This is a genomic window from Cellulomonas shaoxiangyii, assembly GCF_004798685.1.
GTDB lineage: Bacteria > Actinomycetota > Actinomycetes > Actinomycetales > Cellulomonadaceae > Cellulomonas > Cellulomonas shaoxiangyii.
In genome coordinates, this window is sequence record NZ_CP039291.1 from 533901 (window position 1) to 548162 (window position 14262).

A 14262-nucleotide genomic window follows, 5' to 3' on the forward strand; every position below is an offset into this window, starting at 1 on the left:
GGCGCGTCGGGGTCACGCTGCCCTAGCCTGACGCCCATGGCCTCGAGCGTGACCCTCAGCGACGTGGCGCGTGAGGCCGGCGTCTCGCTGGCCACCGCGTCGCGCGCGATCAACGGCAGCGCCAACCGCACGGTCCGTCCGGACCTGCGCGAGCGCGTGCTCGAGGCGGCCGAGCGGCTCCGCTACACCCCGGACGCGAACGCGCAGGCGATGGCCCGCGGGCGGACGACGTCGCTGGGCCTCGTGGTGCACGACATCGCCGACCCGTTCTTCTCCTCGATCGCCGCCGGGGTCACGCAGGCGGCGGACCGCGCGGCGCTGCAGGTCACGCTCGCGAGCACGCAGCACCAGCCGGCCCGCGAGGTCGAGCTCGTCCGGCTGCTGCAGCGTCAGCGGGCCCGCGCGATCGTGATCGCGGGCGGCCGGCACGACGACGACGCGGGGAACGCCGCCATGCGCGACGCCCTCGCGGACTTCCGCGGCGCCGGCGGCGCCGTCGCCCTCGTCGGGCAGCCGGTGCTCGGCGTCGACACGGTCGCGGTCGACAACGCGGCCGGCGCCGACGCGCTCGCGCGGGCCCTGCACGCACGCGGCTACCGGCACGCGGGCGTGCTCGGCGGCCCCGAGGACCACCTCACGGCACGCGAGCGGCGCGAGGCGTTCACCGCGGCGTTCGCCGAGCTCGGCGCTCCCGTGCAGCCCGCGCACGTGGTCACGGGCGAGTTCACGCACGAGGGCGGCGAGGCCGCGATGCGCGAGCTGCTGAGCGCGGGAGGCGACGTCGACGTGGTGTTCGCCGTGAACGACGTGATGGCGCTCGGTGCCCTCGCGGCCGCCCGCGACCTCGGGGTCCGGGTGCCCGAGGACGTCGCGCTCGCCGGGTTCGACGACATCCTCACGCTGCGTGACGTCGTGCCGCCGCTGACCACGGTGCGCGTGCCCCTCGTCGACGTCGGCGTCCTCGCGACCGAGCTGGCCCTCGAGGAGCACACGGGCGCGGCCCGCGTGCGGACGGTCGCCACCGAGGTCGTGCTGCGCGCGTCCACCCCCGACCGCACGGTCTGACGCGACACCGCCGCGCGACCCGGCCGCCGGGCGGTGGCCGACGCGGGGGCACGTGGGCCACCTGCCGCGCGCCGGGCGGCTGCGCACCCCGCCGATACCGCTCCTGCCGCGGCGGCGGGTCGCCCGGGGGTAGGGGCCCTTCTGACGGGCGTACGCACGGTGTGCGTACGCCCGTGGACGTGATGCCCGCACCGGGCGGACACGCCGCCGCAGCACGCTGGTGCGGCACACCTCGTACGTGCAGCGGGGCATGCGCCGGTCGCCTACGGGCGCCCGGCACGGCGCCCGGCGTCGGGCGCGCTGTCGGACGGGGCGAGCACCCTCGCGTCGGCCGGTCCGCTGCGGGACGATGCCCGGATGCCTCTCGTCGTCGCCCGCGCCGGCCGGGCACGCCGGCGTCCCGCTCCGGCGGCCGCGGTCGCGGCCGCGGTCCTGGCCGGGACGCTGACGGCGTGCGGGCCGCCCGCACCGACGCCGTCGACCACCACCCCCGCACCCACCGCCACCGACGCCGGGCCGCTGCCCGACGACGTCGCCCGCGCGCTCGCGGTCGAGGTCGCGCAGGCGCGCACGGACCGCGTGGCGCGCGTCGTCGAGCTGCGGGTGCGCAACGCCGGTCCGGTGGACGTCACCGTCGTGGAGGGCCGGCTCACGACCGCCACGACCGCCGCCCCGGCCGTCACGGAGAAGGAGCGCGAGATCCGTGGCGGGTCCACGCGAGCGATGCGGGCAGCGCTGGCCGCGCCCACCTGCCCGGCCGTCGCGACGGGCACCGCCGGGCCGGACCCGGCGCCCGTGGTCGAGCTCGACGTCGTCGACGCCGAGGGCCGCGCGGGCACCGTGCGGGTGGTGCCGACCGACGAGACGGACGACCTGCGGCGCGTGCACGGGGAGGACTGCGCCGCGGCGGCCGTCGCGGCGGGGCTGCGGCTGGGTCTCGACGACGCGCTCGTCACCCGCGAGGAGGACGGGCGGCCCGTCGCGGACCTCGTGCTGCGGGTCGAGCCCGTGGCCGGCGGCCCGCACGTGCGGCTGGTGCAGGTCGGCGGGACGACGCTGCTGCGCCCGGCCGCCGCGCTCGGGCCCTGGGTCGTCGACGTCGACTCGGCGCACCCGCCCGCCGACGGGCGCGTCGTCCTGCCCGTCGTCCCCGCCCGCTGCGACGTGCACGCGATCGCGGAGGACAAGCGCGGCACCGTGCTGGGGGTGCGGGCCGTGGTGGACGGCGTGGAGCAGCCCGAGCTCTACGTCGCCGCCTCCGCGCAGCTGCGCGGTGCCCTGCACGAGTTCGTGCGTGCGGCGTGCGGCGTGCCCGACGACGCCCGCACGTGAGGGGTGGCGGTCAGCGCGCGCCGACGGCCGCCCGGACCGCGCGCCCCGCCAGCAGGTCCTCGACGCCGAGCAGGTGCGTGGCCATCCGCAGCCGGGCCCGGTCCGGGTCGCGGGCGGTGACGGCGGCGAGGATCGCCTCGTGCTCCGCGGCGACGCGCTCGCCCGCCACGTCGTGCAGCTCCTCCCACGCGCGGCGGCGCGCGTGCGTGCCGGCCAGGCCGTCGATGAGGGCGGCGAGCACCGAGTTCCCCGACCCGTCGGCCACGGCCCGGTGGAACGTGAGGTCGGCGCGCACGAGCGCCTGGGGGTCGGGGGCCGCGTCGACCAGCGTCCGCGTCGTGTCGTCGAGCGCCGCGCGCGCCCGCGCGATCTGCGGGTCCGTCATCCGCAGGGCCGCGAGCCCGGCGGCCTCGGTCTCGAGCATGCGCCGTACCGCCTGCAGCTCGGTGCGGTCGCCGGGGACGTCGGCCACGAACTGGAGCGGGGTCAGCAGCGTCGCGGGGTTGAGGTCGGTGACGTAGGTGCCGTCGCCGTGCCGCGCCTCGAGGATGCCGAGCACGACGAGCGCCCGGACCCCCTCCCGCAACGAGCCGCGGCTGACGCCGAGCTCGACGGCGAGCTCCTTCTCGGCCGGCAGCCGGTCGCCCGGGCGCAGACCGCCGTCGAGGATCAGCCGCTGGATGTCCTCGACGACACCCTGGGTGCGTGACACGTGCCCGTCCTCGTCCGCTGTGACGCGCCGACCTGGAGGGTCGGCCCGGTCGATGCTAGCCCGCGACCAGCACGGGGATGCCGTAGACCTCGACGGCGGTCCGCCCCAGGACGCGTGCGCGTCCCACGTCGTCGAGCCCGTCGAGCGTGGCGCGGACGGCCCGCCAGGCGTCCTCCCAGGACGCCTGACCGCGCAGCGCGCTCGGCCAGTCGCTGCCGGCCATGAGGCGGTCGGGGCCGAACGCGGCCAGGGCGTGGTCGACGGCCGGTCGCACGTCGTCCGCGGTCCAGCCGGGCCCGGCGACGCGGCCGAGGCCCGCGAGCTTCGCGACGACGTTCGGCACCTGCGCGACCTCGTCGAGCGCGGCAGTCCACCGGCTCCACGTCGCGGTGTCGCCCGCGCGGAGCGCCCCGAGGGGTGGCCCCCCGAGGTGGTCGACGACCACCGTCAGCTTGGGGTGCCGCTCGGCGACCGTGGCCACGTGGCGGAGGAGCTCGGGCGTCGTCGCGGGCAGGTCGAGGACGAGGCGGCGCTCGGTGAGCATGTGCAGGCCGTCGTCGACGACGTCCCGGACCAGCCACCGGGCGTCGGGCTCGCGGTCGATGTGGTGGCTCACGCCCACGAGGGGCTCGGCGCGCCAGTGGTCGAGCTGGGTCGCGGCCTCGTCGGGGCGGTCGAGGGGGACCCACCCGACGACGCCCACGACGTCCGGGGACGACAGCGCCTGGAAGAGGAGGTTCTCCGAGTCGGCCCGGTTGTCGGCGGACTGCACGAGCACCACGCCGTCCACGTGGTGCTCGTGCAGCGCTCCGCCCACGTCGGCGACGCGGTACGCCCGGTGCAGGAGGGAGGGGTCCTGCGCCATCCACGGGTAGTGGACCGTCTCGGGGTCCCACACCTGCAGATGTGCGTCCACGACGTCGTAGGGCATGGTCCGACCGTAGCCGGTGCTCCGATGTCTGGAACGTCCCGGGTGCCCGATCCTCATCCAATCCTCATCCGCGAGGCGTCAGGTGGACGAGACATCCGATGACTCAGGACGTGGTCAGCGTCCGACGGCGTACCCCTGCATCCCGCGCGGGTTCGCCGCCGCCTCGAGCAGGCCGTCCGCCCGGACCCCCGCGGCGCTGATGCGCCCGAGCGACCACGCGCCCGCGTCCTGCAGCGCGTGCCCGCGGGCCGCGAGCGCGGCGAGGACCGGGGCGCCCAGCCGCGACTCCGCGGAGAGCCCGCGCGGCGTGTGCGTGCGCGGGTGGAACGAGCCGTGCACGTGCGTGGAGTGCCACGACGCGCCGTCGATCGCCGCCTGCAGGTCCGCCCCGCCGACGAGGTGGCGCAGCAGGAACGGGACCGTCCACTGGTCCTGCTGGTCGCCGCCCGGGGTCCCGAACGCGAAGCCGCTCCCGTCGCCGCCCAGCACGAGGGCCGGGCTCAGCGTGGTACGGGGGCGCGTGCCCGGGACCAGGCTCGACGCGAGCCCCTGCTGGAGCCAGAACATCTGCGCGCGCGTCGGCAGCGCGAACCCCAGGCCGGGCACGACGGGGCTGGACTGCAGCCACCCGCCCGAGGGCGTCGCCGACACGCGGTTGCCCCACCGGTCCACGACGTCGACGTGGCACGTGTCGCCGGGGGACAGGCCCAGGGCCGACACCGTCGGCTCGCCCAGCCCGCCCGCGGCCGCGCCGCCCGCACCCCGGCCGGCCTCGACCTCGGCGCGCGCCTCGACGAGCGCGCGGGGCAGGACGGGCTCGCGCCCGTCGGGGCTGCCCGGCCGGTAGCCGCCGTCGGCGTCGGCGCCCACGAGCCGGGCCCGCTCGGCCGCGTACGCCGCGGACAGCAACGCGTCGAGCGGCACGTCGGCCGAGTCCCCGTACCAGGCGTCCCGGTCGGCGAACGCGAGCTTCGCGGCCTCGGTGGCGAGGTGCACGAGCTCGGTGGCCGCCTCGACGGCGACCTCGCCGCGCGCCTCGGCGGCCACGACGTCGCGCACCAGCCCGTCGACGCCGAGCGCGTCGAGCAGCCGCAGCTGCTGCAGCAGCACGGGGCCCTGACCCCACGCGGCCGTCTTGTGCACCTCGACCCCCGCGAACGGCACGGACACCGTCGGCTCCTCGGTGGCCCGCCACGCGGCGAGGTCGTCGCCGCGCAGGAGCCCCGTGTGGGAGGAGCCGGTGGCGTCCATGACGGGCGTGCCCGCCACGAACGTGTCGACGGCCTCGGCGACGAAGCCCTCGTAGAACGCCCGCCGCGCCGCCTCGACCTGCGCCTCACGGTCGGGGCCGGCGGACTCCGCCTCCGCGACCAGCCGCTCGAACGTCGCGGCGAGCGCGGGGTTGGCGAACCGGCTGCCCGCCGCGGGCGCGTGCCCGCCGGCCAGGTACACCTCGGCGCTCGTCGGCCAGTGCGCCGCGAACATGTCCGCGACCGTCGCGACCGTCCGGGCCGCGGCCGGGACGAGCGGGTAGCCGTCGCGCGCGTACCCGATCGCGGGGGCGAGCACCTCCGCGAGCGTCATCGTCCCGTAGCGCGCCAGCAGGTCCAGCCACGCGCCGAACGCGCCGGGCACGACCGCGGCGAGGTGCCCGGTGCCCGGGACGACGTCCACCCCGAGCGCCGCGAACGCCAGCGGCGTCGCCAGGGCGGGTGCGGTGCCCTGCCCGACGACCACGAACGTGCCTCCGTCCGCGGCCCGGTGGCCGATGATCGGCACGTCCCCGCCGGGGCCGTTCAGGTGCGGCTCGACGACCGAGAGCGTGAAGCCGGCCGCCACCGCGGCGTCGAACGCGTTGCCGCCCGCCTCGAGCGTGCGCATCCCGACCGCGCTGGCGAGCCAGTGCGTCGAGCCGACCATGCCGAAGGTGCCCGTCAGGACGGGTCGCGTGGTGAACACCGGACGATCCTGCGCCGTCCCGGTGGCCTGGACAACACGCGGCGCCCCGCGGGTCGCCGAGGACGCGCCGGGAGCCCGGCGTCAGACGCCGTCGAGCGGCTTCTGCAGGAGGGTGGCGCTGAACAGCGGGAAGTCACGCCGCCCGACGACCGCGAAGCCGTACCGCTCGTAGTACCGGCGCAGCACCGGGTTCGTGTCGCGGCAGTCGAGCCGGAACAGGCCGACGCCCGCCGCGCGCCCGCGCTCGGCCGCCCAGTCCAGCAGCGTGCGCCCGAGCCCGGTGCCGCGCCGGGACCGGGCGGTCATGAGCCCGTGCACGTACACCGCCGGGGTGTCGTCGGCGCCCCAGAACTCGGGGTCCGCCCACAGCAGCCGCAGCGTCCCGACGACCTCGCCCGGCGCGCCACGCACGACGTGCCACTCGCCCGCGGCCAGCTGCGCCTCGACGCGGGCGCGGGGCAGCGACCCGCGCGGCCACTGCACGACGCCGGCCGTCTCCATCCACTCCTCGAGCGAGGTGCGCAGGGCGAGGATCGCGCCGACGTCGTCGGGCCGTGCGGGCTCGACGACGACCCCGGCGCCCGGGCCCCTCACGTGCGCCCCGCTCATGCCCCGCCCGGGAACCCGAGCACCCGCCAGGCCTCGTACGTCGCGACGGCGGCGGCGTTCGACAGGTTCATCGACCGGCGGCCGGGCAGCATCGGGATGCGCACGCGGTCGGTGACGCGGGGGTGGTCGACGACCTCGTCCGGCAGGCCGTCGGGCTCGGGGCCGAAGAGCAGCACGTCGCCGTCGCGCCAGTCGACGTCGGTGTACCAGCGGTCCGACCGCGTGGTGAACGCCAGCACGCGGGCGTCCGGCAACGCGTCGAGCAGGGCGGCCAGGTCCGGGTGGACGACCACGTGCGCGAGGTCGTGGTAGTCCAGCCCGGCCCGGCGCAGGCGCGCCTCCGACAGGTCGAAGCCGAGCGGCTCGACCAGGTGGAGGGTCGCGCCCGTGCCGGCGCACATGCGGATCGCGTTGCCCGTGTTGCCGGGGATCCGGGGCTCGAAGAGGGCGACGTGCAGCACGTCCCGCATCCTCCCACCGCGGCGGGGCGCCGACGCCGTGCGTGCGTCAGGCGGGCGGGTAGCCCTGCTGCTTGAGCAGCCGCGCGAGGTGGGCGGTGTTCGCGGCGAGCGTGCGCGTGGTCGTCGTGACCTTCTCCGGCGTCTCGTCGAGGTCCTGGTAGTCGGTCGAGCCCATCGCCTCGCCGACCCAGTACGTGATCGCGGCCGCGGGGATCGTGAAGCCCACGTCGTTCAGCGCCTGGAACACCTCGGCGCTCACGTGGTGCGCACCGTCCTCGTTGCCGACGACCGCGACCGCCGCCACCTTGCCGTACGTCAGCAGGCGGCCCTCGTCGTCCTCCTCGGACAGCTCGGCGTCGAGCCGCTCGAGCGCCCGCTTCGTCACGCTCGACGGCTGGCCCATCCAGATCGGCGTCGCGATCACGAGGATGTCGGCGGCCAGCATCTTCTCCCGGATCGCGGGCCACGCGTCGCCCTCGCCCATGTCCTTCTGCACGCCCGGACGCACGTCGTGGTCCACGACCCGGACGACCTCGCCCGTGACGCCGTGCGCGCCGAGCGCGGCGAGCACCTGGCGGCCCAGCAGCTCGGAGCTCGACGGGGCCGGGGACGGGGTCAGCGTGCCGACGAGGACGAGTGCGGTCAGGTCGGGCGTCGTGGTCTCGGTCGTCATGCCCCCACCTTGCGACGGCCGGGTGCGCCGCGCGACCGCGGACCCGGACCCGCCCCGCCGGTACCGACGCCGGCGCCGGGTGCGCTGCTAGCGTGCCCGGCGGCCGGGGGGCGTGACGGGGCGTGCGACGGGGGACGGATGAACGACGCGGTGGGCCGGGCGGGCGACGACGCGACGGGGCTGGACGAGACGGGGCTGGACGAGACGGGGCTGGACGGGAGCGAGGGCGACGCCCGTCCCGGCGGGCTGGAGCTGCGCCTGGACGCGCCGGCACGCACGTGGACCGACGCGTTCCCGGTCGGCAACGGGCGCGTCGGGGCGATGGTCTTCGGCGGCACGTCGTCCGAGCGCGTCCAGGTGAACGACGACACCTGCTGGTCGGGAGCGCCGGTGGCGCACCCGATCGCTCCGCTCGCGGGGCCCGGCGGGCCGGCGAGCGAGCTGGCCGCTGCCCGCGGGGCGCTCGCGGACGGCGACGTGCGCGCGGCCGAGGGCCACGTCGCCCGGCTGCAGAGCGGGTACACGCAGGCGAACCAGCCGCTCGTCGACCTCCTGCTCACGCAGCGCTCCGCCGGCGAGCCGCGGGAGTACCGGCGCACGCTCGACCTCGCCGACGCGCGCGCGACGAGCGTGTGGACGGCCGCCGACGGCGCGGCCTGTCGGCAGGACGTGCTGGTCAGCCACCCCGACGGCGTGCTGCTGCTCGACCGCCGCACGGACGGGTCCACGGGCGACGTCGACGTCGCGCTGACGTCCCCGCACCCGTGGCTGCGGCCGCCGGCGGCGCTGCGCACGGCCGCACCGGCGGACGCACCCGGTGCCGCCACGCCCGACGCGGCCGCCGTGCCGGCCGGCGTCGCGGTCCTCACCGCGCTGGTGCGGATGCCCGCGCGCGTCCTCCCGGACTACCTGAACGACGCGCACGCGGTGTCCTACGACGGCCCCGGCGTGCTGGCGGCCGTCGCGGTCGCCGTCGTGCCGGACGGGCCGGCCGGCGCGTCCGCGGACGACGGCACCGTGCACGTGGCCGGGGCCTCCCGGGTCCGGGTGGTCCTCGCGACCGCCACGGACCACGTCGTCGGCGACGCCCACCTGCACGGCGACGCCGACCGCGTCGTCGCGGAGGCCGTCGCGGTGCTCACGTCCGCGCTCGCGGACCTCGACGGCGTGCCCGACAGGCACGTCACGGACCACCGGGCGCTCATGGGCCGCGTCGACCTCGGCCTCGCGGCCACGCCGCCCGACGCGCCCCTCGACGCGCGCCTCGTCGCGCACGCGCGCGGCGCCGCCGACCCGCACCTCGCGGTGCTCGCGTTCCAGCTGGGCCGGTACCTCACGGTCGCCGGCTCGCGCCCCGGCACGCTGCCGCTGCACCTGCAGGGCGTCTGGAACCCGCACGTGACGCCGCCGTGGAACGCGAACTACACGATCAACATCAACACCGAGATGAACTACTGGCCGACGCTCGTCGGCGACCTCGCGGAGTGCCACGAGCCGCTGCTCGCGTGGCTCGACCGCCTGGCCGCGGCGGGGGAGCGCACCGCGCGCGAGCTCTACGGTGCGCGCGGCTGGGTCGCGCACCACAACAGCGACCCCTGGTGCTTCACCGGCCCCGTCGGCGCGGGGCGGGACAGCGCGAGCTGGTCGACGTGGCCGTTCGGCGGGGTGTGGCTCGCACGGCACGTCGTCGACCACCACGACTGGACCGGCGACGACGACGCCCTGCGGCGGCACTGGCCGGTGGTGCGCGGCGCGGCGCTCTTCCTGCTCGACTGGCTCGTGCCGCAGCCCGACGGCTCGCTGGGCACCGCGCCCTCGACGAGCCCGGAGAACCAGTACCTGCTGCCCGACGGGTCCGTCGCGAGCGTCGGGACGTCCACGACCTCCGACCTCGCGATGGCGCGCGACCTGCTCGGGCACGTCCGCCGCCTCGCGCCCGCCGCGGGCGAGGACGAGGCGCTGGTCGCGGCCGTCGACGCGGCACTCGACCGCCTCCCCGCCGAGCGCGTCGCACCCGACGGCCGCCTCGCGGAGTGGTCCACCGACGTCCCCGACGCCGAGCCGGAGCACCGGCACCAGTCGCACCTGTACGGGGTCTTCCCCGGTACGTCGATCGACCCGGACCAGGCGCCGGACCTCGCGGCGGCGGCCCGCCGGACGCTCGACGCCCGCGGCCCCGACTCGACGGGCTGGTCGCTCGCGTGGCGGCTCGCGCTGCGGGCGCGGCTGCGCGACCCGGGCGGCGTGACCGACCTGGTGCACGCCTTCCTGCACCCGGTCGACGCCGACCTCGCCGCCGCGGTCACCACCGGCGGCACCGACGCCGACGGTGCGGCGCCCCGCCACGTCGGGGGCGTCTACCGGTCGCTGCTGTGCGCGCACCCGCCGTTCCAGATCGACGGCAACCTCGGGTTCACGGCCGGCGTCGCCGAGGCGCTCGTGCAGGCGCACCGCGTCGACGCGGACGGCGTCCGGGAGGTGCACCTGCTCCCCGCGCTGCCGGACGCGTGGCCCGACGGGCACGTGCGCGGCCTGCGCCTGCGCGGCGGCCTGCGCCTCGCGGAGCTGGTGTGGCGCGACGGCCGGGTCACCCGGGCGGTCCTGTCCGCCGCCCGCCCGGCCGTCGTGGTCGTCCGCGCGGGCGCGGACGCACCGGGCACGCGCCTCGACCTCCCGGCGGCAACCCCGGTCCGCGTCACCCCCTGACCACCCACCCGCCCCACCCACCCGCCCCCCACCCGGGTGACGGCCCCGCCGAGGGCAACCTCGTGCGCGCACCTCGGGCGCCAGGCGCACACCAGGTTGCCCTCGGCGGGGGCGTCGGGGGGGGGGTGCGGGTGCCCGGGTGCGGCCGGCGAGCGGCGGTCAGCCCGCCCGGTGCGGGGCGGTCGACTCGCGCACGACCAGCTCGGTCGCGAGGTCGATCCGCAGGTTCGCGGGGCGCTCGCCGGCGGCGAGGCTGAGCAGCATCTGGGTCGCGGTGGCCGCCATCTCGCGCAGCGGCTGGCGCACCGTCGTGAGCGACGGGCCGAGCCACTGGGCGAGCGGGAGGTCGTCGTAGCCGACCACGGAGAGGTCCTCGGGGATGCTCAGCCCGAGCTCGCGCGCGGCGCGCATGACGCCCAGGGACTGGTAGTCGGACCCGGCGAAGATCGCGGTCGGCCGGTCGGGGCGGGACAGCAGGTCGATGCCGTGCGTGTACCCGCCGAGCACGTGGAAGTCGCCCCACCGCACGAGCGCGGGGTCGGGCCGGATGCCGGCCTCCTCGAGCCCGCTGCGGTAGCCGTCGACGCGCGCGCGGCTGCACAGCACGTCGGCGGGCCCGGCGATGACGCCGATCCGCCGGTGCCCGAGCGAGAGCAGGTGCCGCGTGGCGATGAGCCCGCCGTTCCAGTTGTTGGACCCGACGGTCGGCACGCCGGCGGGCGGCTCGCCCCAGGTGTCGACGACGACGAACGGGATGGAGCGCGACTCGAGCTGGTGGCGCTGCGTGGCGTCGAGCGACGACAGCACGAGCAGCACGCCGAGGGGCCGGCGGGCGAGGACGTCGTCGATGAGGTCCTGCTGCGGCCGGTGCGAGCCGCCGAGCTCGGACAGCACGACGCCGACGCGGCGCGCGGACGCGGCGTCCTCGACGCCCTTGATGACCTCCTGCGCCCACGCGTTGTCCAGCTCGTGGAACACCAGGTCGATGAGCGAGGGGTCGGTCGACGTGCGGGCCCGCCGCCGCCGGTAGCTGTGCTCCTCGAGGATCGCCTCGACGCGGGCGCGGGTCGTGGGTGCGACGTCGGCGCGCCCGTTGAGGACCTTGGAGACGGTGGGGACGGAGACGCCGGCCAGGGCCGCGACGTCCGCGATGGTCACCGCGCGCACGTCGCCCGTCGGTCCGGTGGGTACCGTCACCGCGCCCCCTTGGGTCTGGGTCCCGCGCCGCCGTCGCGCAAGTTTCGGTTGCGACCGTAGCACCTGGGTGACGCGCCGGGGAGCGGTGTCCCGGCGGTCGCGTCAGGTCTCGGTTCGGTCACCGGGGTTGACGCGTGTGCAAACGCTTGCCTACGGTGGCGGACACAGCGTTTCGGGCAACATGCCGAAAGTTTCCGATACCACAAGGATGTGGGGACGCCGATGTCGGCACAGCAGGAGGACGTCCGTCCGGTCGCGCCGCGCGGCGCGACGACGGACCCGGCCGGGACGCTCGCGCCGACGCTCGCGCCCGGCGTGGCCGAGCGCCGGCAGGCCCGCGTGCAGGACCTCCTCACCTCGATGACGGCGGAGGAGAAGGTCGCCCAGCTCGTCGGCCTGTGGGTGGGCGCGGACGCGTCCGGCGGCGGCGTCGCACCGCACCAGGCCGACATGACGGGCACGGTCCCCGCCTTCGCCGACGTCGTGGCGCACGGCCTCGGCCAGCTCACCCGCCCGTACGGCACCGCCCCCGTCGACCCCACGGTGGCCGCCCGCTCGCTCGCCGCGAGCCAGCGCGAGGTCGTCGCCGCGAGCCGGTTCGGCATCCCGGCCCAGGTGCACGAGGAGTGCCTCACCGGCTTCGCCGCCTGGCAGGCCACGACGTACCCGACGCCGCTCGCCTGGGGGGCGTCGTTCGACCCCGACCTCGTCGAGGAGATGGCCGGCCGGATCGGTGCCACGATGCGCGCGGCGGGCGTCCACCAGGGCCTCGCCCCGGTCCTCGACGTCACGCGCGACTACCGCTGGGGCCGCACCGAGGAGACGATCGGCGAGGACCCGTACCTCGTCGGCGTCGTCGGCGCCGCGTACGTGCGGGGCCTGGAGCGCGCCGGGATCGTCGCGACGCTCAAGCACTTCGCGGGCTACTCCGCCTCGCGCGCCGGCCGCAACCTCGCACCGGTGTCGATGGGCCCCGCCGAGCTGGCCGACGTGATCCTGCCGCCGTTCGAGACGGCGCTGCGGCACGGCGGCGCGCGGTCCGTCATGCACTCCTACGCCGAGATCGACGGCGTCCCGTCCGCCGCCGACGAGTGGCTGCTCACCGACCTGCTGCGCGGGCGGTGGGGCTTCGACGGCGTCGTCGTCGCCGACTACTTCGGCATCGCGTTCCTGCAGTCGCTGCACGGGGTCGCGGGTTCGCGCGGCGAGGCCGCGCACCTGGCCCTGCGCGCCGGCGTGGACGTCGAGCTGCCGTCGGTCGACGCGTACGGCGCCCCGCTGCTCGCGGCGCTGCGCGACGGCACGGTCCCCGCCGAGCTCGTCGACCGCGCCCTGCGCCGGGTCCTGGAGCAGAAGGCCGAGCTCGGCCTGCTGGACGAGGACTGGGACCCGGAGCCCGCCGACGACGTGCTCACCCTTGACGACCCGGTCGGCCGCGACGTCGCGCTGCGCCTGGCGCGCGAGTCCGTGGTGCTCCTGGACAACGCCGGCGGCGTCCTGCCGCTGGCCCCCGACGCCCGCGTCGCCGTCGTCGGCCCGCTCGCCGACGACCCGATGGCGATGCTCGGCTGCTACACCTTCCCCGCGCACGTCGGCGCGCGGCACCCCGACGTGCCGATGGGCGTCGACGTGGCGAGCGTCGTCGCGTCGCTGCGCGGCCTGCGCGGGGACGTGCCGACCGCGCGCGGCTGCGACGTCGAGTCCGACGACCGCTCCGGGTTCGACGAGGCCGTCGCGGTCGCCCGGGCCGCCGACGTCGTCGTCGTGGCCGTCGGCGACCGGGCGGGCCTGTTCGGGCGCGGGACGTCCGGCGAGGGCTGCGACGCCACCGACCTGCACCTGCCCGGGCAGCAGGGCGACCTGGTCCGCGCCGTGCTGGCGACCGGCACGCCGGTCGTCCTGCTCCTGCTCACGGGCCGCCCGTACGCGGTCGGCGACCTCGCCGCGGGCGCGGCCGCCGTCGTGCAGGCGTTCTTCCCCGGTCAGCTCGGGGGGCAGGCCGTCGCGGAGGTCCTCACCGGCGAGGTCGCGCCCTCGGGACGCCTGCCGGTCAGCATGCCCCGCGACGCCTCCGGCCAGCCCGGCACGTACCTGTCGCAGCCGCTCGGCCGGCGCTCCGGCGTCTCCGACGTCGACCCGACGCCGCTGTACCCGTTCGGCCACGGCCTGACGTACACGACGTTCACGTGGTCGGACGCCCGCGCGCCCGACGGCGAGGTGTGGCCCGTGGACGGCGAGACCCGGGTGGCGGTCGACGTCGCGAACGACGGCGAGCGCGCCGGCACCGAGGTCGTCCAGCTCTACCTGCACGACCCGGTGGCGTCGATGGTGCGCCCCGTCGTCCGCCTCGTCGGGCACGCCCGGGTCGACCTGGCGCCGGGGGAGCGCGCGACCGTCGAGCTGACGGTGCACGCCGACCTCGCGTCGTTCACGCGTCGCGACGGCAGCCGGGTCGTGGAACCCGGGGACGTCGAGCTGCGGCTCGCCCGCTCGAGCGCCGACGCCGAGCACGCGGTCCGCCTGCGCATGGACGGCCCTGTCCGGACGGTCGGCGACGACCGTCACCTGCTGAGCACGGCACGCGTGCTCGTGTCCCCCGCAGAGAGGCGGTGAGCAC

11 protein-coding genes are annotated in these 14262 nt (G+C 77.2%); 4 read left to right on the forward strand and 7 right to left on the reverse strand.

Annotation, left to right across the window (positions count from 1 at the left end; genetic code table 11):
- The first annotated feature begins 36 nt into the window (after positions 1-36).
- Positions 37-1065 carry a LacI family DNA-binding transcriptional regulator gene (locus E5225_RS02420; protein ID WP_135974166.1) on the forward strand — a complete coding sequence of 343 codons (1029 nt, stop codon included), beginning with the start codon at positions 37-39 and terminating at the stop codon, positions 1063-1065.
- Positions 1066-1422: 357 nt separating this feature from the next.
- On the forward strand, positions 1423-2397 hold the full coding sequence (locus E5225_RS02425; RefSeq protein WP_135974165.1) for a hypothetical protein: 975 nt from the start codon (positions 1423-1425) through the stop codon (positions 2395-2397).
- Between the two features lie 10 nt (positions 2398-2407).
- Here the strand turns inward: E5225_RS02425 and E5225_RS02430 are convergent, their stop codons facing one another.
- The 6 genes from E5225_RS02430 to E5225_RS02455 form a co-directional block, all read right to left on the reverse strand.
- Entirely contained in the window at positions 2408-3109 is a 702-nt protein-coding gene (locus E5225_RS02430; RefSeq protein ID WP_135974164.1) for a FadR/GntR family transcriptional regulator, read from the reverse strand.
- Between the two features lie 55 nt (positions 3110-3164).
- Positions 3165-4040 (reverse strand): amidohydrolase family protein, encoded by an 876-nt coding sequence (locus tag E5225_RS02435; RefSeq protein ID WP_135974163.1) that lies wholly within the window; start codon positions 4038-4040, stop codon positions 3165-3167.
- A gap of 114 nt (positions 4041-4154) precedes the next feature.
- A complete protein-coding gene (locus E5225_RS02440) occupies positions 4155-5960 on the reverse strand; it encodes a gamma-glutamyltransferase family protein (protein ID WP_135974176.1) in 1806 nt (601 codons plus the stop codon).
- 120 nt (positions 5961-6080) lie between these two features.
- Positions 6081-6593 (reverse strand): GNAT family N-acetyltransferase, encoded by a 513-nt coding sequence (locus tag E5225_RS02445; RefSeq protein WP_243738319.1) that lies wholly within the window; start codon positions 6591-6593, stop codon positions 6081-6083.
- 11 nt (positions 6594-6604) lie between these two features.
- Positions 6605-7078 (reverse strand): tRNA (cytidine(34)-2'-O)-methyltransferase, encoded by a 474-nt coding sequence (locus E5225_RS02450; RefSeq protein ID WP_135974161.1) that lies wholly within the window; start codon positions 7076-7078, stop codon positions 6605-6607.
- A 37-nt stretch (positions 7079-7115) separates the two neighbouring features.
- Positions 7116-7742, reverse strand: coding sequence for a flavodoxin family protein (locus tag E5225_RS02455; protein WP_135974160.1), 627 nt, complete (start codon positions 7740-7742; stop codon positions 7116-7118).
- A 138-nt stretch (positions 7743-7880) separates the two neighbouring features.
- Between E5225_RS02455 and E5225_RS02460 the strand changes: the two genes are divergently transcribed.
- Entirely contained in the window at positions 7881-10448 is a 2568-nt protein-coding gene (locus tag E5225_RS02460; RefSeq protein ID WP_135974159.1) for a glycosyl hydrolase family 95 catalytic domain-containing protein, read from the forward strand.
- Positions 10449-10607: 159 nt separating this feature from the next.
- On the opposite strand, the gene E5225_RS02465 is transcribed toward E5225_RS02460, so the two are convergent.
- Complete coding sequence (locus E5225_RS02465; protein WP_136225287.1) at positions 10608-11645, reverse strand: LacI family DNA-binding transcriptional regulator; 1038 nt, start codon at positions 11643-11645, stop codon at positions 10608-10610.
- 222 nt (positions 11646-11867) lie between these two features.
- On the opposite strand from E5225_RS02465, the gene E5225_RS02470 reads away from it, so the two are divergent.
- Complete coding sequence (locus E5225_RS02470; protein ID WP_135973176.1) at positions 11868-14258, forward strand: beta-xylosidase/alpha-l-arabinosidase; 2391 nt, start codon at positions 11868-11870, stop codon at positions 14256-14258.
- Positions 14259-14262: the final 4 nt, after the last annotated feature.